The organism is Ottowia thiooxydans (assembly GCF_040548795.1).
Classification (GTDB): domain Bacteria; phylum Pseudomonadota; class Gammaproteobacteria; order Burkholderiales; family Burkholderiaceae_C; genus Ottowia; species Ottowia thiooxydans_A.
Window position 1 is genome coordinate 506,465 of sequence record NZ_JBEPSH010000004.1, and the last position, 20,196, is coordinate 526,660.

The following is a 20,196-nucleotide window of genomic DNA, read 5'->3' on the forward strand; positions in this document are numbered from 1 at the left end:
GCCAAAACGGCTTTCTTCGATGGCTTTAGGCCACCAGGGCACCGGGTCGCAGCCGCAAGTGGCAACACCCGGTGAGCATGCGTGGCCCGGATATGCCATCATCCATTCAACTGCTGCCCACTGCACACCATGCCTTTCTCGCACCTGCGATTCATGATGGCGTTTCTTGCGAACGCCTTCTTGATCGCCTGTCCGGCCTTGGCACAGACCGCACCCCTGTGCGCCAGCGACGGGCAAGCTGTACCACGCATGCTGCTCGAGCGCTTCATCAACGCTGATTGCGCAAGCTGCTGGAAGGACGGGGCCGCCAAGCCGCGCCCCGGTACGCTCGTGCTGGATTGGGTCGTGCCTGGTCACCAGGGGCACGAAGCTCCGCTATCTGCGGTCGCTCAGCAGGAGACCCTGGAAAGATTGAGTGTCCTCGGGATCACCCCGCCGGCAGCCAACGCTTCACACTCAAGCAAGGTAGCTGGCGGGCCCCATCGCTTGCGCGTCGCGCACGGGCTGGTCTTGAATGGGTACGTGGGTGCTTCGCTTCGCTTTGATAGCCCCGCTGCGCTCGCCAAGCCCCTTACCGGGTGGCTGGCGCTGGTGGAGCGTCTTCCCGCCGGCACGGAAGGCTCTCCCGTGGCGCGCACCCTGGTCCGCAACCTGCTCACCGAGCCCATCTCCCCTCGTCCCGCCGATGCTATGGGACAGTTCTGGCGAACCATGAGTGTCCCGGAAGGCACTGATCCAGATCGGCTCGCGGTGCTGGGCTGGGTCAGCGATTCAAAGGGGCGTGTGCTGTCTGCTGCGTTCTCGCGTTGTCCGCCACTTCGTTGACCGACTTCAACGAATGGTGCTCACTCAGGCAAGATCTTGGCGGCCTTTACCACCCTGGCCAGTTGCGCGCGATCAGTTTCCATGAAGGCCAGTGTTTCTTCCGGGCTCAGGGGTGCCACGATGGCACCGCGCTCCAGGAAAGCCTGGCGGATTTCAGAACCAGCCAGAGCAGCCTGGGCGCGTTGCGCCAACTGCGCCAGGACAGCGCCTTGGGTGCCTTTGGGCGCCATCACGACCTGATAGTCCACCGCGCGAAAGTTCGGCAAGACCTCTTTCACCGTGAGAACGTCAGGCCACTCGCGCAAGCGCTCATCACCATAGACGGCCAGTGCCTTGAGCTTGCCAGCTTTCAGCAGGGGCGCCGCTTGTGCCAGTGAGCTCGTAATGACGTCCACCGTGCCGGCAGCCACGTCCATCATGCCGGGCACGCCGCCTTTGTAGGGCACGCGCAGCAACTGCACGTCTGCCTCAGCGGCCACTGCGGCAATGCCGAGGTCGCCGTAATACGCATACGTATGCTTGCCAGGGCTTTTGCGGGCCATGTCCAGCAGTTGGCGCAAGTTGGACGCCGGAAAGGACGGCGCAGCCACGATGACCGCCTGGATCAGACAGGCTCTGGTGACAGGAACCAGGTCTCGCAAAGGCTGAATGCGGTTTTCCTTCATGAGGAATTCCTGATTGAGCATCAGGTTGCCGAAGGTGTACATCAGGGTCCTGCCATCCGGCGGAGATGAGGACACATGGGCAGTGCCCAGCATGCCGTTGGCCCCTGGTCTGTTTTCCACAATGTACTTGTCACCCGCTTGAGACGAGTAGGCTTCCGTGAACAGGCGACCGAGGATATCGGTGCTACCCCCTGGCGTATAAGGCACGACCATCGTCGGCTGACGTCCTGACTGAGCCCGTGCCCACCCGCTGGATGCGAGCGCGGCTCCGGCCAACAAGCCTTTGCTGAATGTTCTGCGTTCCATAGCCTTGCCTTTCAGTTGAGCCATTCCAAGCCGGGGCGTCCCGGGGCGTGAGGGCGTCCCGAGACCCTATCGCGTCACGCCGCGGAGCATCATTTGTTCAATTTCTTCTGGACCGTAACCTGCCTCGGCCAGAACTTCGGCACTGTGTTGCCCCAGAGTGGGCGGCGGACGGTAGCTTTGAGCAGGCGTGCCAAACCATTCGCTGGGCACGGCTGTTTCACGCACAGCCCCCACGCCAGGCACCTCTTCGTCTCGGAAGAAGCCTATATCGTTCAAGTGCCCGTCTTCCAGCAAGGTCTCGAATGTATGAGCCGGAAACACGGGCACATCGGCTTCCTTAAGCAATTGCTGCCATTCGGCCGTGGTTTTCTCAACCAGGTGTTTCTCTACAAAAAGATTGAGTTCATCCGCGTGCATGGTGCGGGCAGTGATGTCTTTGAACCGCGGGTCGGTGTCGTACAGATGCCCCATGCCCAGAATGCCGAGAAACGCCTTCCAATGGTGGTCCTGGTAGATCACGCAACACACTTGCGCGTCCTTGGTCCGAAATGGGCGCCGTGCCGAAGACATGAGCCTTGGATAACCAAACCCCCCTTGAGCGGGCTGGTACTTCTGGCCGTAAAGATGATCGCCCAACACGTAGGGCACCATGGTCTCGAACATGGGCACATCCACGCGTTGACCCTGGCCGGTTTTCTCACGGGCGTACAAAGCCGAAGCGATGACACCAAACGCGTAAAGGCCCACAGAGCGGTCCATCAGATTCAAGGGCACAAACCCGGCCGATCCGTCAGCGCTGGCAGCGCTCATGGATGCAGTCACACCAGCAGCCGCCTGAATCAGGTCATCGAACGCAGGGGAGGGCGCGTAGCGCCCGCGCTGGGAAAATCCGAACATGCCGACATAGATCAGGCGCGGGTTGAGCGCACTGAGCGCCTCATAGGTCAAACCCAGGCGCGCCATGGCAGCGGGACGCACGTTGTAGGTCAGCACATCAGCCGTTTTGACCAGGCGGCGCAGCGCCTCCAGACCCTCGGGTTTCTTCAAGTCCAGAACAAGACTGCGCTTGTTGCGGTTCACGCCCAAAAAAATAGGCCCCATCTTGCGATCGCCCATGGGGCCAATGGCACGCGTCTTGTCGCCATCAGGCGGTTCGATCTTGATGACGTCGGCGCCCAGATCTGCCAGTTGCTGCGTAGCCGAAGGGCCCATCAGAACGGCTGTGACGTCGATGATCTTGACGCCGGCCAAGGGGCCGGAAAGAGAATGGCTGGATTCCATCATGAAACGCAATGAAGTACGTGAAGGACCTGTACGGTCCTGAGATCGGGTGATGAATCCTGCGGCATGTACAAGCTGCTTGCGCAAAAGAAGTTCTATTAAACGAACAACATGCTAACAAGAATTCCCGCATCTGGGAAGAGTGTAAATACCCGTGCTGTGATGCGCGGCTTGGTATTCGCTGGGACCGCCGAGCTCCTGCTCGGCATGCGGGCCATTCCTCTGGCGCAGCGATGACCAGTGCCCCTGGCTCTAAGCAGCACTCAGGCATGCCCTGGAACTCAGCAATGCCGAGCAAGAGCTCGGCGGCCCCAGCCAACTGCCAGCTTACGAATCAGCGAAAGTAATCGATCAGATCACGCTCAAGACCGAAGCGGTCGCCGCGGTAGATGCTCACGGCCACGTAGATGACGCGCCCTGAAGCATCACACACCACGCGCTCGGCCCGAGCCGCCGGCGCCGCCATCGGATAACCCAGCGCAGACGCGGCCTCAAAATCAGTGGGCACCACGGTGACCCGCTCACGCGCCATGGACAACGGCTGCCCGTACTTGCGCACCAGTTGTGCCAGTTTCTGCTTTCCTTCAGCGCCTTTTGGAAAACGCTTATACAGATCCTCAGCCACATGCACCGATGCCAGACCGTAGACCAGTTCGCCATCGCGGTCGAGTTTGCGGATGTGCACATAAGGGCCTTCATCGCGGCCAACTGGCCAGCGCCCCCTGGGCAGCCCGGCCACGCGTTCCCTGGAGATCAGAACCACATTGAACTCAGGGCGACGCTCTTCCACCGCGGTCATGTAGGAGACTACAGGACCGTCCATGCCATTGCCATTGCTCTGGCTTTCCGGAGGCTCATAGGTCACGAAGGTGCGGCGCCCTCGCTGGCTGGAGATCAGCCCTTCGTCTGCCAGAATCTGGAGTGCCTGCCGCACCGTGACGCGGCCAAGCCCATAGAGCTCGGTCAACTCCTGCAGACTGGGGATGGTCTCGCCGCTGGCCCACTCGCCGCTGAGGATTCGGCTGCGCAGCAAACTGGCCAGCTGCGCATACAGAGTCGTGGCACCCAGTGTGAATTGGGGCGGCTGCTGGAGAACAGATGGAGAAGGCATGGCAGAAACCCCGGCGGTCCGGTTGGCAAAAGGAAAACGCGTCGCGAAATTCTACGTGGCCGCCTTCAATGAAGGCGACTCGCTTCTTCGCAACGCATCAGAATCATGAACAAATCGACAGTCAAGGCCACAAGGCCCGCTGAAAAACCGATAGTGCCCGAAATCAAATGACTTCAGGTTTTTCTGGCAACTCGATCTTGACCTCAATCACTTCCAGGTCGTCCTGTCGCTCCAGATTGACCTTGATGTCTTTCGGATCGATCTTCACGTACTTGCTGATCACAGCTACCAGATCGCGCTGCAGGGCAGGCAGATAGTCCGGTTCGGCAGAGCGGCCTGAGCGCTCATGCGCCAGAATGATCTGAAGCCGCTCCTTGGCAACACTGGCGGTTTTTTTCTTCTCGCCGAGAAAAAAAGAGAAAAAGGACATGGTCTCACTTTCCTCCGAAGAGGCGCTTGAAGAAACCGGGCTTCTCGGCGTCAACGAAACGCATAGGTTTCTCTCCGCCCAAGAAGCGCTCGATCACGTCGGTGTAGGCATCAGCTACGTCCGTACCTTTCAGGTGGACGGCAGGCAAACCCTGGTTGGAAGCCTGAAGAACGGCCTCGCTCTCGGGAATGACACCAATCAGCTTGATGCGCAGGATGTCCTGGATGTCTTCCAGGCTGAGCATCTGCCCGTCCGCCACGCGGTTGGGGTTGTAACGTGTGATCAGCAGGTGTTCCTTGATAGGCTCCTTGCCTTCCATGGCACGCTTGGTCTTGCTACCCAGCATGCCGAGAATGCGATCCGAGTCACGAACGCTGGAGACTTCGGGGTTGGTGACCACAATGGCTTCATCAGCAAAGTGCATAGCCATCAATGCGCCGGTCTCAATACCCGCTGGCGAATCGCAGACGATGTACTCAAAACCCATTTCTGACAGGTCTTTCAGGATCTTTTCAACGCCATCTTGCGTCAGCGCGTCTTTGTCTCGCGTCTGGCTGGCAGCCAGCACGAAGAGGTTGTCGCACTGCTTGTCCTTGATCAAAGCCTGATTGAGGTTGGCTTCGCCCTGGATGACATTGATGAGGTCATACACGACGCGGCGCTCGCAACCCATGATGAGGTCCAGATTGCGAAGACCCACGTCAAAGTCGATGACAGCGGTCTTGTGTCCAGCCAGCGCCAGACCTGAGGAAAAGGCAGCACTGGTGGTCGTTTTGCCTACGCCACCCTTGCCGGAAGTCACCACAACGATTTTGGTCATGCGTGAAAAATCTTTCTGAAAATCAACCCGGATTCAACCGGACAACAAGGGGTTTTAGAAGTTTTAGCCGGAAATAGCGGTAACGATGAGTTTGTCAGCCCCATCATCGCTGGCCAGATGAATCTGAGCGGCGCGGCCCCAGACTTCAGGTGCCAACGGACTATCGGTAGTGCGGTAGACACCGGCAATCGAGATCAACTCCGGATTCATCTCCAGCGCAAAAATACGTGCGTGTTGATCTCCACGCGCGCCTGCAATGGCGCGGCCGCGCAGCGGCGCATAAACGTGGATATGACCATCGGCGATCACTTCAGCGCCTGGATTGACCATGGCCATGACCACCAGATCCCGCCCACGGGCATAAACCTGCTGGCCCGATCTTACCGGACGATCGATCACGAGGGCTGAAAGCGGAGCCTGGGCAGGCTCTGCCGGCGGCACAGCGGCGTCCGCACTGACAGGTGAGGGTGCCGATGCCACCACGACCTCAGCTTGCGATTGAGGCCTGGGCGGTGGCGCAGTCTCCGCTACGGGCGGGCGGCGCGGCACGATGGCCTCAGCGGTGGGTACCAGCCCCACCTTGATGGCCGCTTCCATCTGCGCAGGACTACCGCCTCTGACCGAAAGCGGTCGCAGCCGGTGCTGCCGCAGCAAAGGCAGCAAGGCATCGAAATCCAGCACAGCTTCCGGCTGCTCAGCCTTGATCGGAGCCAGATCGATGATCAAAGCATCATCATCGAAAAAATCTGGAATATCGCCGAAACGCGCGGCCATTTCGCGCTCCAAAAGTCCTAAATCGGACGATTTCAGCAGCAGAGCAACGAGGGGAAGGCTGGCGCTTTTGATCTCGAAGGAGGCAGGGACATTTCCAGCGAGGGCGACAGGCATCCGTTGATATTAACACTGGAGAAAAGACGACCTTCGCCCAACCACCCGCGGCCTGACTGTTTCCGTGGATAAGTTCGTGGAAATTCCTGAAATTGACGATGGCGATGAGCCCCAAAACCTCGTTTTCAGGTTCATCTCCGGCGCCCCAAAGTGAGCTTTTGAACCTTGCGCGGCGCTTTTGAGTTGTCCCTGTATCTCTTATTGTTTTCTATATATAAATAGATCGTTGTAGTAGAGGCCTGTGGGTTTGTGGAGCTATCTGTTTTTTTCTTTAAAAATCAAGTAGTTAATGAAGACTTTGGGTTGTGTGCAACCTAGCCTGGGCTCCAAAGTCAGATAGGTACAACTTCCACCCTCGCCAAACATCTGTGGATAACTGTGACGTTATGCCAGTTTTATCCACAGGTTTTTCAGACGCGGTTCCAATGGTTGGCAAACGGCAGAGTCCGCACCCACGCGGCTGCACAAGCTCTCGACAACCATGCGGTGAGAGGTTTTGGTATTTCCTGGGAGCGCCAAGCTCCAGCTTGGCAATTCGGGGGTATCTGCAAACGCTGCAATGCCAAGCTGGAGCTTGGCGCTCCCAGGAGGAACAGCCAATGCAAGAGAGTGGCCGAGCGGTTGCAGAGGCGTCTGAGCGCCATGCCGCGAAGGGTTTTGGTATTTCCTGGGAGCGCCAAGCTCCAGCTTGGCAATTCGGGGGTATCTGCGAACGCTGCAATGCCAAGCTGGAGCTTGGCGCTCCCAGGATGAACAGCCGAATGCGAGAGAGTGGCCGAGCGGTTGCAGGGACTTCTGAGAGCCAAGTCGCGAGAGGTTTTGGTATTACCTGGGAGCGCCAAGCTCCAGCTTGGCAGTTCGGGGGGCATCTGCGAACGCTGCGATACCAAGCAAGAGCTCAGCGGTCCCAGAGGTGGCGGATATCAAGAAAAGCTGGGGGGCGCGCTTCTAGCGCGTCATGAACCACTCAAGGATCAGCTTGGCGACAAAGCCCAGCATCCCGAAGGCCAGGCCTAGAAAGATCACGAATGTCCCAAACTTTCCGGCTTTCGATTCCCAGGCCAGCTGCGCCACGATGAACACCATATAAAGCATGAACGCCCCCACACCAACCGTGAGGCCAAACCACGCAATCTGTTCTTCGTTAAAGCCAAACATAGTCAGTGATCCACAGCGCCTTGCGCTGGCCGCATTGCATAAAGCGCGGGGGAATGGGCCGAAGGGGACCTAGAACAATAATCAAAAGGCCGCGGAGCAGGCCATGCGCGGGCCACCGCGGAGCGGGCTTTGCCCGGCCGCCAGTGGCGTCCCCCGAGGGGGATGGCACCAAAGGTGACTCAGGGGGAGCGCTCATTCGGCCGCGGAGCAGGCCAAGCGCGGGCCACCGCGGAGCGGGCTTTGCCCGGCCGCCAGTGGCGTCCCCCGAAGGGGGATGGCACCGAAGGTGACTCAGGGGCGGGCTCATTCCAGAAGGCGTTCAGGCAGGTTGCTGGGATCCACCAGAGATCGGTACGCGTGCCAGCTCGCGTGTCCAAGCCAGGGGACGATCACGATCAGGCCCAGCATGCCCGTGGCCATGCCGATCATGCTCAGGCCCATCAGAAGCGCGGCCCACAAAGCCAGTGGAGCTGGATTGGTGAGGACGGCCTGCCAACTGGTCAGCACGGCTTGCAGGACGTCCACACGCCGGTCCAGCAGCAGCGGCATGGCCACCACGCTGGAAGCAAACAGGGGCGCCGCCATCAGGGCGCCCATGGTCAGCCAAAGCTCGAATAAATATCCACCAGGAGCCAACACCACGTGACGCACGAAATCCATCGGGGTGTGAACGGCCTGGGGTGCCATCAATGTGATCAGTGCCGCGGAGGTCAGCACCCAGCCTGTTCCCGCCAGTGAAAGCAGCAAGCCGAAGCGCACCAGGCTCCAGTACCCCCCATGCGCGGCATAGCGCGAATACTGCCAGCGGGTCCAGGTCGATGCGATGGTGGAGATGCCAATCGGCTCACCGCGCTCCAACGAGCGACTCAATGCATAAAGGCTGGTCGCCAGTACGGGGGCCACGACCAGAAATCCTGAGAACGCTCCGGCCAGCAACCAGAACTGATCGTGCGCCAGCCACAGCAGCATTCCACCAAACAGTGCCAGCACCAGCCCATGGGCGAGGCTCAAGCCGCCACATTGTCTAAAGTCGCGCCAGCCAAGCGCCAACCAGCGCAAAGGAGCACCCAGTTCGACGCTACGCACGGCTGGCAAGTGCAATGTGCCAGCAGGCGGGCGAGAGGGTAGGGGCGGAGGCTGATAGTTGGCTGGCACGATGGCCTCAGCTTAGCCCATTTCATGAACAAAAAAGCCAAAGCTCCGTTGCCGGAAGCTTTGGCAGAACTACTTCTTGATGTAGGTCAATTTCAGCGACGGTCTGGCGCTGGCCCACCATGGTGGTGAGGACCACCGTGTGGCCCGTGCCTTCCGTGCCGCTCATGTCGCAGTGATTCGGTGTCAAAGGTCTTTTGCTGCTCGGGGGTCAGCTGACCATAGAACACCTTGATGGACTCGCCGCGTTGACGCATGGCAGCCTGACGCTCGGTTTGCATGGCTTGCATGCGATCGATACGCTCAGGCGTAGTGAGCTTCTCGAAAGCTGCGCGGTCAGGGCGCTGTTTGCCGTCCCGAGCGGGCGGTTGCATGGCTGCAGCATAGGTAGTCCATGCACCTTCCTGAGCGGGCGTGAGCTTGAGTTTGGCTTTCAGCTCATTCATGCGTTTGGCGTGGTGCTCGGCCATGCGCTTGGCACGCAACTCCGGATTCTTGTGAGCGCGGCGGTCGCCAGCGGCGGGCCGGGCAGAAGACTCGCCAGCGGCAGGCATGCTGTTCGGGGGCGGGGGAGGCGTCTGGGCCAGAACTGCCGAGCCCAGAGTGGTTGCCAGCAAGCCGGCGAGGAACAGGCGTTTCGGATGATGGGTCATGAGAATTCTCCTTTCATGAAGAGAAAAAAGACCAGTGATAAAAACAATCTCGGCCATCAGGCGGTGGTCATGAACCCGTTGGCTTGAGATGTAGTGTCCGATCGCCGTGTATCTGATCCTTGCCTGGGTGATGAGGCTTTGTAAAGTTGGATGAAAAAACGATGTACTGGAAAGGCTGAGCTCGCCGAACTCAGTGCCCGGCCAGGTCATCAAGAATGGGGCAGTCCGGTCTGTCGTCCCCATGGCAGTTGTGCAGCAGGCTCATCAGCGTGCGGCGCATGGCTTGCATGCCTTCGATACGTGCCTGCAAGTCGTCGACATGGTGCTGGGCAATTTGCTTGACATTGGCGCTGGCACGGCCCCGATCGCGCCAGAGGCTGACCAGCTCAGAAATCTCTGCCATGGAAAAGCCCAGGTTGCGCGCCCGTTTAATGAAGCGCAGCGTGTGCACGTCCGCCGTGGTGTATTGGCGATAGCCGCTCTCGGTGCGAAGTACCTCGCCCAAAAGACCGAGGGATTCGTAGTGGCGCACCATCTTGGCCGACACGCCGGAGGCTCGCGCAGCATCACCAATGGCCACGGGAAGCGTGTCAGCCAGTGCTTTGTTCATGGTGCAACTCCATAGCCTTCACCCACTATGGCGGCTGCCAGTGTATCCCGGGGTTGCATAGACCCGACCTCTACCCGACCGGCCGTCAGATCTATGGTGATTTCAGCCTGTGGGTCGATGTTCTTGATGGCCCGAGTCACTGCTCGTTCACAGTGAGCGCAGGTCATGCCCGTGACGGAGAAAGTATGGTTGGCTAGGTTCATGGCATAAGCTCCTTGTAACTGGCCTCATTCTGAACCTTCCCACGATGGCAATGTCAAGTCCAAGGTTGTTCTTTGGATGTAGGGCGCTGCGGAGATTTGGAGATGGGCGCTCGAATCAGTTCACACCTTCTTAGCGAGTCAGCCATTCCGGATCAGGGTCCGGCAACGCAATAGCAGCAATCAGAGCCCTTGTGTAAGGGTGTGAAGGTCCGGCAAAAACTTGGTCGGCAGGTGCAGACTCAACGACCTCACCTGACCGCAGAATGAGCAAGTCATCACAGAGGCTTCGCACCAAGGAGAGGTCGTGGCTGATGAAAATCAGAGACAAGCTCATTTCCTGACGCAGCCCCTCAAGCAGACCGACAATCCGCGCTTGTGCAGACACGTCGAGCCCGGATGTCACTTCATCTGCAATTAGAACTTCGGGCTCAAGTGCAAGTGCGCGTGCGATGTTCACGCGTTGGCGTTGTCCCCCCGAGAGTTCGTGAGGATACCTACTTGCATAGCTGGAAGGAAGTCCAACGCGCTCTAAAAGAGCAGCTGCGATGCTCTCAGGCTTTCGCTTGTTCAGTCTGCCAAGCGCTTCGAGTGGTCGCACGATGCTGACCCCGACGCGTTTGCGCGGGTTCAGTGCGGACATCGGATCTTGAAAGACCAGCTGAACCCGAGCCCGGTAAGCAGTCAAGGCAGATCCAGTTAGTCCCATAATCTCCTGGCCATCAAACACGATGCTGCCAGCTTGCGGCGGCATGAGCAAAGTCAGTGCACGTGCAAGGGTGCTTTTCCCGCTGCCAGATTCCCCTATCACACCCAATGAGCCACCTCGCTCCAAGTTGAACCCAACGTTGTTCAGGATGGTCCTCGGTGCAAGCTTCTGATGTCCTCGACCCGCGCTGGGGACATCCAAACGAAGGCCATTGACTTGTAAGAGCGGGAGGGTCATCGCGTGGCCTCCAGAAGGTCAAGTTGTTCGGCCTCCGCCATCAGCCTTGCAATAAGCTCGTCGTCCACAGGCCGGAGCTTATGCCCGGGGCGATCGAAACGAGGTGTCGCAGAAAGCAGTGCTCTTGTGTAGTCATGCTGAGGGTTGGCATACACGTCCGCAACCGCTCCCTCTTCGAGAATGCGACCTGTGTGGATGACGCTCATGCTGCGTGCAAGCTTTGCTACAACGCCAAGATCGTGAGTGACCAGCAGCACACCCTGTCCCTCGCTCGCAAGCTCCTGAATCAACTTGAGCACTTCCTTTTGCACCGTCACATCCAGTGCAGTTGTGGGCTCGTCACACAGTATGAGCTGGGGCTTACAAGCCCAGGCGATGGCAATAACTACTCGCTGGCGCATGCCTCCCGAGAGTTCATGGGGGTATTGACTGAGCACACGCTGCGGGTCGCGCATATGTACCCGCTCCAGAAGTGCAAGCATCTCGCGCCTTAGAGCGTCCCCGCTCAGGCCGCGATGTCGACGAAGAACATCGGCAATTTGGGAGTCAATGCGACGCACCGGGTTCAAAGCAGTGAGAGGGTCCTGAAGAACCATACTGACCATCGTCCCGCGCACGCTGCGCCATTGCCGCTCGTTCCAGTGCGTCACGTCCTCGCCCGCCAATCGAATGCGACCTTTCACTATGTAAGCGTTACGCGGGAGCAGGCCGGTGGCCGCTCGCGTCACCATGGACTTGCCGCCTCCGGATTCACCCACGAGCGCGTGCACGCTACCCGACCCTACGGAGAGATTGACTCCGCGAAGCACGCGACTTACTCGGCCGGCCGTGCGAATCTCCACGTGGAGATCTTCTATTTCAAGAACAGGTTTCTCGTTCATCCACGCACCACAGGGTCAAGTTCCTGGCGCAGGCCGTCGCCGAGCGCGTTGAGGCCTAGTACGACAACCATTGTTGCCAATATGGGAAGCACCATCAAGGACGGAGCCTGGTTGACGTACAGACGTCCTTCTCCGAGCATCCCGCCCCAGGTTGAGGCGCCAGAAGCAACAGATAGACCAACAAAGCTAAGAATCGCTTCAACAACGACCGCGATCCCCATCTCCAGGGTAATCAAGGTGATGAGCAGTGGCATGACGTTGGGCAGGACTTCGGATATCAGGATCCGGAGCGGGGACATACCGAGCATGCGAGCAGACGTCACGTAGTCCAAGGCGCGTTGTCCTTGGGTTTCCGCGCGAACCACACGGGCAAAGCGGGTCCAATCCACGACTGCGATGGCGATCACCACGGAGGTCAGACCGGTGCCAAGCAGAGCCACTAGAACAACGGCCAACAGGACAGGAGGGAAGGCCATCCAGACATCAACCAATCGTGAGACGACGGCATCAATTCGTCCTCCGAAATATCCAGCAGCGGCGCCCAGAGCGGTCCCTGCGAGCGCGGCCAGTAAAGTGGCCGCTACTGCGACTATGAGCGCGGTGCGAGCGCCCCAGATTAGCCGAGAAAGCACATCCCGTCCCAGATTGTCGGTGCCAAGCCAATAAGGGGTCTTGCCTTCCTCGGCTGGCGGTGCTGCTGCAGACCAGGCTGGAGGCTGAAGTTGCGAGAGGAAGTCCTGCTCCATCGGATCATGGGGCGCAATCCAAGGCGCAAAAAGCGCGCTGAAAACCAGCAAAGCCATGACGATTCCGCCGACGACAACGCGGGGGTTACGCACCAGGCGAGCTACAAGCGGTACAGCAGCGCGGCTCATCGTGGGGCCCCTCTAAGTCTGGGGTTCAGTGCAAGGGTGAGAGCATCCACTAAAAGATTGATCGTGATGAATAAGACAGCGAAGGTCAACACCAGGCCTTGAATCAAGGGCAGATCACGAGCAATGACCGCATTGATGGCCAGGCTGCCAATCCCGGGGTAGCTGAAAAGGCGTTCGATGAGCACGGTCCCGCCAAGTAGAAAGGCGAACTGGACTCCCGTGATCTGAAGCGCAGGCGTGACGGCATTCGGAAGGGCTTCAGTCAGTAGGACGCGGGATACGGACAGCCCCTTTAGACGAGCTAGAAGAACGTAGTCGGACGAGAGAGCTTCACGCATGGATGCCTTCAGAACGCGAGCGATGATGGCGGCCACAGGAAGGGCCAGAGCCAGTGAAGGGGCAATCGAGTGTTGAAAGACCGAAGAAGTAACGTCCCATCGGCCACGCAAAAAGCTCTCCAGAAAGACGAAGCCCGAGCGAGCTTCAAACTGCAGAAGGGGGTCGACCCGTCCGGATATTGGAAGCCACATCCATACAACGCCGAACAGCAGAATGAATATGAGGCCCCACAGAAAGTCCGGTACTGCCTGCACCAGAGCTGCGACACCATCGATAGCAGACGACATCCAGCGACCGTGGGTTGCGGCCGATACGATGCCGGCCAGGCCCCCAGCAGCTACGGCCAGGAACAGGGCGGTGAAGCCTAACTCCAGCGTAGCGGGAAGCCGCGAGGCAATCAGGGAGACAACCTCCTGACGCTGACTGATGGAGGTCCCGAACTCACCCTGCAGCGCCTGGACGATCCATAAACCGTATTGCTCCGGGATAGAGCGGTCTAAACCGTAGAAGGCTCTGAGTCGTTGGATATCCTCAGGACCTGCTCCCGGCGGGATCATCATGGCGATGGGGTCCCCTGGCACCACGCGCATCAACACGAAGACAACAAGGCTCACGCCCAGGAGCGTGAGCAGGATGTGTACAAGACGGCGCAACCCGATCCCCTGTGACGGTCAGCGTCGTGGCGCCCAGAGCTTGACCTTGGAGTTCTTCTCGTAGGCCATTCCCTTGGGGTAGCTGATCAGCTCGAGTTGCATTCCCCACGGTGTGAAGATGTAGGTAATGGCCTGGCCGGCCGCCGGGCCTTCCTTGACTTCAAACGGCCCGAGAAGCGTCTTGACGCCTTGAGCACGAGCTTTGTCGACCGCTGCCTTCAAATCATTGACGTAGAACGCGATGTGATAGCCCGCATGGTCACTGTTTCTAGGGCGTTCGCTCTTCTGGTCTGGTGCGCTGTATTGAAAGAGTTCGATGTTTGAGCCATCACCACAGCGCATCAAGACAATCTCCTTGATTTCAGCGCGGGGGTGCACGTCAAGGAGGTCTTGCATCAAGTTGCCTTGAGGGTCGGCTATCGGTCCGAAGCTCATCGCCTTCTGGCAACCCAGAACTTCCTGAAAGAAATTCACTGCCTGGGTGATGTCCGGCACCGTGAACCCCACGTGGTCGATGCCACGAACGCCCGGTAGTTTTTTCTGGCTTGCGTGGGCGCCACCAGAGAGGAATGTTGCGGCCATCAAAAGGCCGCCCAGAATGCTTTGAATTTTCATGGTAGCGTCTCCAGATTCAAGAACGACCGACGGTTTGTGGCAGCACGAAGCCGGCGCCATGCGGCGCGAATTTCAGGCCCTTGCGGAAGACCACGGTCTGGCTGTACTGGAACAGTGGGATGACCAACGCTTGCTCCGCGATGTACTTGTCCACCGCCTTGTAGCCTGCGAGACGCTTGGCCTCATCCTTTTCTCCCCAGAGCGGTGCGATCTTCCCGTCCAGCGTCTTGGGGTCTTTCCAGGCCGAGTGTGGTGAGTGACTGAACATGGCAAATCCCGTGGAGGTTGACGGGTCACCAATTGAATTCCCCCAGTTGTAGAAAGCAGCTGGCGCAAGCTTGTGCTGGGACCGCAACTCGAAATGCTTGGCGACTTCGTAGACCTCCAGCTCCACCTCTGCACCGATGGCCTTCCACATGCCCGCGATGGCTTGCATCACCTCGAAGTCTTTAGGCTTGAAGCCGCGCGTGGTTTGCACCTTGAACTTGAGCGGCTTACTGCGTGTGTATCCGGCCTCCGCCATCAAAGCTGCGGCACGCTTAGGATCAAAAGGAGCCTTGATGCTGGCGTCGTAGGCCGCGTAACCCTTTGCTTGCAAAGTGTCGATGGGTACGACGTGACCTTTCAGAAGTCGCTCGGCAAGCGCCTTTTTGTCAATGGCGAGCGCTAGTGCCTGACGCACTTTGTCATTCGTCATGGGCTCGACGTTGGTCAGGAAAATCATGCCGATATCTGAGACGGGCGCAATGCTGGCAGTAAAGCCTTTCGCGCGCAGACGTTCGGCTTCTTCGTAAGGAACCTCGAGCGTCAGGTCAGAGCGTCCAGATTCGAGCTCAGCAACGCGTGCCGAGGGGTCGGTCGTGAACTTGATCACCACGGTCTCGAAAGACGGTTTTGGACCGAAATAGTCTTTGAACGCACGAAGGCGCATGTGTGAGCCCTGTACGAACTCCTCGACCTGGTAAGGACCGCAGCCCACTGGCTTTTTCTCGAAACCTGAGGCGCCGACCTTTTCGTAGTAAGCGCGAGGCAGCACGTAGCCCGTCAAGAAAGCCATCCATTTAAAGAACGCGGGCTCAAATTCCTTCACGTCGGCGATGACCTTGTCGCCTTGCACACGCACGTTTGCGATCTTGCTCCAGACAAACTGGATGGGGTTGCCAGTTTTAGCGTCCCCAGCACGACGCAACGACCAGGCCACGTCCTCGGCGGTCACTGCACTGCCGTCATGCCATTTGGCACCGCTTCTCACGGTCAGACTGATTTGAGTCTTGTCGGCATTCCAACCCCACGCTGAGAGAAGGTCAGGTTTGAGTGTTAGATCAGGATTCTGGTCAATGAACTGCGAGAAGACTGCTTTGTAGAGCGACTGAATCGTAGGATTGACCGCGGACGGACCTACTGTGGGATCCCAGGAGGGGAGGTCTACGTTGTATGCGATCGTCAGGGTGTTCTGCGTCTGAGCGAGCACTTGAAGTGGGCCGGCGCTGCCAAGAGCAGCAAGACTCAGTCCGCTGTAGCGTAGGAAGCTTCTACGGTCGAATTCGGAATCTACGAACATGCTCATCTCCAGATTGATGGGTATTGGGGGGGACGCGAAAATCTTCTTATGTGCAGTCATCGACGACTGCAGTGACTTCAATCTCGACGAGGGCTTCGTCGTGCATCAGGGATGCAACTCCTACGGCGGTCATGGGAGGGAATTCCCGGCCGATTTTTTTGCAGTAGGTCATCGCGATAGCGGGCAACTGCCGCTGGTACTCGCGCTTGTCCGTGACAAACCACGTCATGCGCGTGATGTGTTCCGGGCCGGCACCGGAGTGGGAGAGCAGAGCGAGGATGTTGTCGAGTGCCTGCCCCACTTGGTCGACCAAGGCGTCCGAAACGAAGTTGCCTTCTTCGTCCCAGCCCACTTGCCCAGCAAGAAAGATATGCCGTCCACTGGCGGTAACTCCACCCACATGGCCGATGGGCCTGACCCAGCCAGGGACTTCGATGAGGCGCTCGCGTTTCATGCGGTTAATCCCAATTCTTGGAGTTGTGCACCAAGCGCCAATCCCTGGGCATCACGCAGCGCGGCTTCTCGCAAGGAGCTGAGCGCTTTCCCAGCATCGGGGCGACCAGCAAGCTCGCGTGAAGCACGCATCAGAACGTCAAATCGACCGGTGCCGCGGGCGTGTGTGTCGCTGTAGCCTTTGATAAGACGTCTGCAGCGAAGCAACTCCAGCGCCAGTTCGAGGTCTTGGGGCAGGACCCGATGTACCTCGGCAAGCCACATCTCCAGATGAGCTTTCTCCTCTGCATGGCGGCGGCTGCCACGGCGCCAACGTCGCATGCTGGCCATGAATCTCAATTGAAGATGGCCGCGAAGAGTATGAGTTTGGATTCGGCGACTCTTGTCTATCAGTGGAGCCAACCTGTTCTTCAGCTTTTCGGACTGATCTAGCCAGTTCGCCAGGCCACGGGGCAGCAAGCCCATGATTTCTTCAAGCCTGGGATGGAAGTACTCCTCGCTGCCAACCACATCACCTGCCTTGGCTCCTACTTCTCTGCGCAAGCGTGCGGCACGCTCACCGCGAGTCTTCAGATCTGCAACGCGTATGACGTCGTCGTAGCTCATGGCCACAGCGATCCAGCGTGCTGCTTCGACGGCCAAGTCCTTGTTGACTGGGGCCGCATGCGTCGCCAGTATGTGGGCCACGCGATCCAGGTACTCATGCCCGTAAGCGACGTCTTGATAGTCCACGACGCGTGCTATTCCTTCTCCCAGCCAATTCCACGCGACTTGAGGAAAGTCGCGGCGGATGCGGTCCAGAAGGGGCTGGAGGTTTGGGCTCGCTGCAAGCTCTGGCAAAGGTCGAGCATCAGTGAGCATCGGATCCGCTGGGGGCGGGGGTGGTTCGCTGCGTTGTGCGACACCGACCGCAGCGCGTAGCGCAGCGATGCTTGGCTTCACGCCCACGCCGCTTCGCTCCACCACTGCTTCGAAATCAGAGACGGAAAAGGGGAGGGCTCCGCTCCCTGCGAGCGCACCGAATAGGCTTGCAGAGATAACGCTGCCCTGGCTCACAGCCAGCGCCTGCATGTCATCGATGACGAGCTGGCGCGCCTGCTTTCTCACGATGTCAAGCACAGCTTCGCTATTGGCCACCCCATTGCCTGGGACCATTTTTTCTTCCACCGAGAAGGTGCGGTGGCTGCTGGTGATAACGGTGGTGCGCTCTGGTGTGACAAATCCTCGCTGTACAGCGCGTCCCGCCTCCATGAGCTCGGCTGCGATCAGCACATCGACATCGCCGGGCACCGCCATCTGGGCCATCACGGGCCGCAGTCCAGGTGTGGGCTCGACCAGTTCGATGTAGTAGATGGTGGCGCCGGTGCGCTGCGCAACGCCGGCTACCGAGGTGGACTGGGCGGTCCAACCTGCGTGCTCGGCCAAGTCCACGATCCAGTCCACCAACACGCCACCGCCTTGACCACCTAGAGCCAGGATAGCCAGGTGGATGGTGCGGGGTTTCAGAGGGTTCAGCCGGCTCATTTCAAGGACTCCAGCGGGAACAGAGCGCGCTCAGAGCGCGCGCGCCACTGACGTGCCTGCAGCCAGCCCACGATGTGCTGGCGGAGGCTGTCCCGCCAACGTTCGAGGCGCCCCGGGTTGTTGACCTTGGTGGCCTTGTAGAACGAAGGGCAAAGGACAGCGGCGTCGGCGACCTCGCCGCAGTGACCGCAGGCCACGCAGTGTTCATCGACACTTGCCACTGGGTCTGGCTTGAGCGCATCGCCGCTAGGCGCCAGCGTAAGACTCGGGCACCCTGAAACGCGCATGCAGGCGTGGTCACCCGAGCAGACGGCGGCGTCAACACCAAAGCGCTCCTTGAGGACTCGCTCGCCCGATTTGATCGCCTTGGCCTTTGCAGGCTTTTCACGTCGCTGGCGATTTAGCATGCACTCGCTCTGCGCAATGACTACCTTAGGACCAGATGTGGGGGTGCTAAGGGCTTCCGTGAGAGCAGCACGCATACCGTTCACGTCGTAGGTGTTGGTGAGCGTTCGTACCCAGTCAACTCCCACACCGCGAACAGCTCGCTCAATGGCGTGCATGGTGCTGCGATTGGGGTTGACTGAGCGTGACGAAGGAATGTCTTGCCCACCGGTGGCCGCCGAGTAGTTGTTATCGACGATCACGAACACGTTGTCCTGCTTGTTGAACACCGCGTTGGCGATTCCAGATGTCAGGCCGTTGTGCCAAAAACCTCCATCGCCCATAAACGCGATCGCACGTTTGGAAGCTCCGAGTTGTGCACCTGCCGCGAAAGCTGAGGCACTGGACCCACCAAGGCCATAGCCCATGGTTGTGGCGCCCAGGTTGAACGGAGGCATGATGGAGAAAAGGTGGCAACCGATGTCAGCCGACACGTGGTGCATGCCCAGCTCTTGCTCGACCAACTTGAGTGAAGAGAAAATGGGACGCTCGGGGCAGCCCACACAGAGACCAGGCGGACGCGGTGGCAGCAAGGGCGCAAGCGCGACCGCTGCCGACAAAGGGGCTGCCACAGGCGCCTGATCCACGCCCTCGTCTACAACCGCGCGGCGAGTTGGCATCGCGAGTGCGACTGGCTTCGCGAACGCCGCAGGGTGATGCCGTTCCAGGAAACCGCGCACGCCCTTCTGCAGCACGTCCACCGTGTAGTCGCCGCCCATCGGCAGCAAGTCTTTGCCGTGTACGGCGGTGGCCAGTCCTTGGCGGCGCAAGATAGTGTTGAGATTCTGTTCAAGGTAGTCAGGCTGACCTTCCTCGATCATCAGCACTGCTCGCTTGCTTTGGCAGAAACGGACTACCTCCTCCTCAATCAGCGGGTACGCCACGTTAAGGATGTACATCGGTACCCGAGTGTTTCCAAACAGGTCCGCTTGATCCAGATTCTTCAGCGCCCGCATCACGTTGTTGCTCATGCCACCGAGCGAAATGATGCCAATGTGATCAAGATCCCCCTCAACAAATTCGTTGAGCTGATGCTGCTGTATGAATTGCACCGCTGCGGGCCAACGTTGCTCTAGCTTCTCCTTCTCGTGAAGGAAGGAGGCGGGCGGAAGAACAATTCTGTTGACGTCGCGAGTCGGATTTTCCAGGGCGTCTTTGAGGGTAAACCGAGGGCGCTTGTTCTCGCGCGTGATGAAACTTCCGTGCAAGTGGCACGAACGGATACGCAACTCCAACATCACAGGAGTGTTCGTAGCCTCTGACAGTGCGAAGCCGTCGTGGACAGCCTGGACAATCGCTGGCAGGTTAGGCTTGGGGTCGAGCAACCACATCTGTGACTTCATCGCGAAGGCGTGGGTACGCTCTTGCATGATGGAAGAGCCTTCGCCGTAATCCTCCCCTACGATGATCAGCGCCCCCCCGGTGACGCCTCCTGATGCCAGGTTGGCGAGTGCGTCCGAGGCTACATTGGTGCCTACTGTGGACTTCCACGTGACCGCGCCTCGCACGGGGTAGTTCACCGATGCTGAAAGCGCGGCGGCCGCAGCGGCCTCGCTGGCCGCAGGCTCGAAGTACACGCCCAGTTCGTTAAGAATGGGTTGGGCGTCGGCCAGTACGTCCATCAGGTGCGATATCGGCGAGCCCTGGTAACCGGTGACGTAGCTTACTCCCGACTCAAGCAAGGCCTTGGTAACGGCGAGGATGCCCTCACCGCGAAATTCGGTACCTGCGGGAACGCGCAACTGCTGCACTTCCCTGGCAAATGATCGCTCGGCCATGTGATACCTGAGAACCGTTCTGAAGTTC

At 59.1% G+C, this 20,196-nt stretch carries 21 protein-coding genes; 1 reads left to right on the forward strand and 20 read right to left on the reverse strand.

The genetic code is table 11. The features are described from left to right. Positions 1-129 precede the first annotated feature (129 nt). Positions 130-825, forward strand: coding sequence for a hypothetical protein (locus ABIE13_RS11820; RefSeq protein WP_354443572.1), 696 nt, complete (start codon positions 130-132; stop codon positions 823-825). A 20-nt stretch (positions 826-845) separates the two neighbouring features. On the opposite strand, the gene ABIE13_RS11825 is transcribed toward ABIE13_RS11820, so the two are convergent. From ABIE13_RS11825 to ABIE13_RS11920, 20 genes are all read right to left on the reverse strand, one after another. After that, positions 846-1,796 (reverse strand): Bug family tripartite tricarboxylate transporter substrate binding protein, encoded by a 951-nt coding sequence (locus ABIE13_RS11825; RefSeq protein ID WP_354443574.1) that lies wholly within the window; start codon positions 1,794-1,796, stop codon positions 846-848. A 66-nt stretch (positions 1,797-1,862) separates the two neighbouring features. Then, entirely contained in the window at positions 1,863-3,077 is a 1,215-nt protein-coding gene (locus ABIE13_RS11830; protein ID WP_436278404.1) for a CaiB/BaiF CoA transferase family protein, read from the reverse strand. 334 nt (positions 3,078-3,411) lie between these two features. After that, a complete protein-coding gene (locus ABIE13_RS11835) occupies positions 3,412-4,188 on the reverse strand; it encodes a GntR family transcriptional regulator (protein ID WP_354443578.1) in 777 nt (258 codons plus the stop codon). A gap of 163 nt (positions 4,189-4,351) precedes the next feature. Next, positions 4,352-4,618: a cell division topological specificity factor MinE gene (gene minE, locus ABIE13_RS11840; protein ID WP_354443580.1), complete on the reverse strand. Its 267-nt coding sequence runs from the start codon at positions 4,616-4,618 to the stop codon at positions 4,352-4,354. A 4-nt stretch (positions 4,619-4,622) separates the two neighbouring features. Next, positions 4,623-5,438 (reverse strand): septum site-determining protein MinD, encoded by an 816-nt coding sequence (gene minD, locus ABIE13_RS11845; RefSeq protein WP_354443582.1) that lies wholly within the window; start codon positions 5,436-5,438, stop codon positions 4,623-4,625. Positions 5,439-5,501: 63 nt separating this feature from the next. Next, the gene (gene minC / locus ABIE13_RS11850) at positions 5,502-6,326 is read right to left on the reverse strand and encodes a septum site-determining protein MinC (protein WP_354443584.1); all 825 of its coding nucleotides are present in this window, start codon (positions 6,324-6,326) and stop codon (positions 5,502-5,504) included. A gap of 948 nt (positions 6,327-7,274) precedes the next feature. After that, positions 7,275-7,484 carry a DUF2788 domain-containing protein gene (locus ABIE13_RS11855; protein ID WP_354443586.1) on the reverse strand — a complete coding sequence of 70 codons (210 nt, stop codon included), beginning with the start codon at positions 7,482-7,484 and terminating at the stop codon, positions 7,275-7,277. Positions 7,485-7,787: 303 nt separating this feature from the next. Next, complete coding sequence (locus tag ABIE13_RS11860; protein ID WP_354443588.1) at positions 7,788-8,639, reverse strand: DUF2189 domain-containing protein; 852 nt, start codon at positions 8,637-8,639, stop codon at positions 7,788-7,790. A 92-nt stretch (positions 8,640-8,731) separates the two neighbouring features. After that, on the reverse strand, positions 8,732-9,289 hold the full coding sequence (locus ABIE13_RS11865; RefSeq protein WP_354443590.1) for a Spy/CpxP family protein refolding chaperone: 558 nt from the start codon (positions 9,287-9,289) through the stop codon (positions 8,732-8,734). 190 nt (positions 9,290-9,479) lie between these two features. Beyond that, positions 9,480-9,899: a Cu(I)-responsive transcriptional regulator gene (gene cueR, locus ABIE13_RS11870; RefSeq protein ID WP_354443592.1), complete on the reverse strand. Its 420-nt coding sequence runs from the start codon at positions 9,897-9,899 to the stop codon at positions 9,480-9,482. Beyond that, entirely contained in the window at positions 9,896-10,102 is a 207-nt protein-coding gene (locus tag ABIE13_RS11875; protein WP_354443594.1) for a heavy-metal-associated domain-containing protein, read from the reverse strand. Before ABIE13_RS11875 ends, cueR begins: the two co-directional genes overlap by 4 nt. Before the next feature lie 130 nt (positions 10,103-10,232). Then, on the reverse strand, positions 10,233-11,045 hold the full coding sequence (locus tag ABIE13_RS11880; protein WP_354443596.1) for an ATP-binding cassette domain-containing protein: 813 nt from the start codon (positions 11,043-11,045) through the stop codon (positions 10,233-10,235). Then, complete coding sequence (locus tag ABIE13_RS11885; protein ID WP_354443598.1) at positions 11,042-11,926, reverse strand: ABC transporter ATP-binding protein; 885 nt, start codon at positions 11,924-11,926, stop codon at positions 11,042-11,044. Before ABIE13_RS11885 ends, ABIE13_RS11880 begins: the two co-directional genes overlap by 4 nt. Continuing rightward, the gene (locus ABIE13_RS11890) at positions 11,923-12,801 is read right to left on the reverse strand and encodes an ABC transporter permease (RefSeq protein ID WP_354443600.1); all 879 of its coding nucleotides are present in this window, start codon (positions 12,799-12,801) and stop codon (positions 11,923-11,925) included. Before ABIE13_RS11890 ends, ABIE13_RS11885 begins: the two co-directional genes overlap by 4 nt. Next, positions 12,798-13,793 (reverse strand): ABC transporter permease, encoded by a 996-nt coding sequence (locus ABIE13_RS11895; RefSeq protein WP_354443602.1) that lies wholly within the window; start codon positions 13,791-13,793, stop codon positions 12,798-12,800. Before ABIE13_RS11895 ends, ABIE13_RS11890 begins: the two co-directional genes overlap by 4 nt. An 18-nt stretch (positions 13,794-13,811) precedes the next feature. Further along, positions 13,812-14,408 carry a VOC family protein gene (locus tag ABIE13_RS11900; RefSeq protein WP_354443604.1) on the reverse strand — a complete coding sequence of 199 codons (597 nt, stop codon included), beginning with the start codon at positions 14,406-14,408 and terminating at the stop codon, positions 13,812-13,814. 16 nt (positions 14,409-14,424) lie between these two features. Then, positions 14,425-15,969, reverse strand: coding sequence for an ABC transporter substrate-binding protein (locus ABIE13_RS11905; RefSeq protein ID WP_354443606.1), 1,545 nt, complete (start codon positions 15,967-15,969; stop codon positions 14,425-14,427). A gap of 46 nt (positions 15,970-16,015) precedes the next feature. Next, positions 16,016-16,423 (reverse strand): RidA family protein, encoded by a 408-nt coding sequence (locus tag ABIE13_RS11910; RefSeq protein ID WP_354443607.1) that lies wholly within the window; start codon positions 16,421-16,423, stop codon positions 16,016-16,018. Then, positions 16,420-17,946 (reverse strand): indolepyruvate oxidoreductase subunit beta family protein, encoded by a 1,527-nt coding sequence (locus ABIE13_RS11915; RefSeq protein ID WP_354443609.1) that lies wholly within the window; start codon positions 17,944-17,946, stop codon positions 16,420-16,422. The genes ABIE13_RS11910 and ABIE13_RS11915 overlap by 4 nt, the downstream gene beginning before the upstream one ends. Next, positions 17,943-20,168, reverse strand: coding sequence for an indolepyruvate ferredoxin oxidoreductase subunit alpha (locus ABIE13_RS11920; protein ID WP_354443611.1), 2,226 nt, complete (start codon positions 20,166-20,168; stop codon positions 17,943-17,945). The genes ABIE13_RS11915 and ABIE13_RS11920 overlap by 4 nt, the downstream gene beginning before the upstream one ends. Between the last annotated feature and the right edge of the window lie 28 nt (positions 20,169-20,196).

What these genes read in the sequence shown, in the direction of transcription:
- ABIE13_RS11915 (WP_354443609.1), bottom strand. Translation starts at nt 17,946, where the DNA reads ATGAGCCGGCTGAACCCTCTGAAACCCCGCACCATCCACCTGGCTATC.
- ABIE13_RS11855 (WP_354443586.1), bottom strand. Translation starts at nt 7,484, where the DNA reads ATGTTTGGCTTTAACGAAGAACAGATTGCGTGGTTTGGCCTCACGGTT.
- ABIE13_RS11910 (WP_354443607.1), bottom strand. Translation starts at nt 16,423, where the DNA reads ATGAAACGCGAGCGCCTCATCGAAGTCCCTGGCTGGGTCAGGCCCATC.
- ABIE13_RS11890 (WP_354443600.1), bottom strand. Translation starts at nt 12,801, where the DNA reads ATGAGCCGCGCTGCTGTACCGCTTGTAGCTCGCCTGGTGCGTAACCCC.
- ABIE13_RS11830 (WP_436278404.1), bottom strand. Translation starts at nt 3,077, where the DNA reads ATGGAATCCAGCCATTCTCTTTCCGGCCCCTTGGCCGGCGTCAAGATC.
- ABIE13_RS11885 (WP_354443598.1), bottom strand. Translation starts at nt 11,926, where the DNA reads ATGAACGAGAAACCTGTTCTTGAAATAGAAGATCTCCACGTGGAGATT.
- ABIE13_RS11905 (WP_354443606.1), bottom strand. Translation starts at nt 15,969, where the DNA reads ATGTTCGTAGATTCCGAATTCGACCGTAGAAGCTTCCTACGCTACAGC.
- minC (WP_354443584.1), bottom strand. Translation starts at nt 6,326, where the DNA reads ATGCCTGTCGCCCTCGCTGGAAATGTCCCTGCCTCCTTCGAGATCAAA.
- ABIE13_RS11825 (WP_354443574.1), bottom strand. Translation starts at nt 1,796, where the DNA reads ATGGAACGCAGAACATTCAGCAAAGGCTTGTTGGCCGGAGCCGCGCTC.
- ABIE13_RS11875 (WP_354443594.1), bottom strand. Translation starts at nt 10,102, where the DNA reads ATGAACCTAGCCAACCATACTTTCTCCGTCACGGGCATGACCTGCGCT.
- ABIE13_RS11880 (WP_354443596.1), bottom strand. Translation starts at nt 11,045, where the DNA reads ATGACCCTCCCGCTCTTACAAGTCAATGGCCTTCGTTTGGATGTCCCC.
- minE (WP_354443580.1), bottom strand. Translation starts at nt 4,618, where the DNA reads ATGTCCTTTTTCTCTTTTTTTCTCGGCGAGAAGAAAAAAACCGCCAGT.
- ABIE13_RS11920 (WP_354443611.1), bottom strand. Translation starts at nt 20,168, where the DNA reads ATGGCCGAGCGATCATTTGCCAGGGAAGTGCAGCAGTTGCGCGTTCCC.
- ABIE13_RS11865 (WP_354443590.1), bottom strand. Translation starts at nt 9,289, where the DNA reads ATGACCCATCATCCGAAACGCCTGTTCCTCGCCGGCTTGCTGGCAACC.
- ABIE13_RS11900 (WP_354443604.1), bottom strand. Translation starts at nt 14,408, where the DNA reads ATGAAAATTCAAAGCATTCTGGGCGGCCTTTTGATGGCCGCAACATTC.
- minD (WP_354443582.1), bottom strand. Translation starts at nt 5,438, where the DNA reads ATGACCAAAATCGTTGTGGTGACTTCCGGCAAGGGTGGCGTAGGCAAA.
- cueR (WP_354443592.1), bottom strand. Translation starts at nt 9,899, where the DNA reads ATGAACAAAGCACTGGCTGACACGCTTCCCGTGGCCATTGGTGATGCT.
- ABIE13_RS11820 (WP_354443572.1), top strand. Translation starts at nt 130, where the DNA reads ATGCCTTTCTCGCACCTGCGATTCATGATGGCGTTTCTTGCGAACGCC.
- ABIE13_RS11835 (WP_354443578.1), bottom strand. Translation starts at nt 4,188, where the DNA reads ATGCCTTCTCCATCTGTTCTCCAGCAGCCGCCCCAATTCACACTGGGT.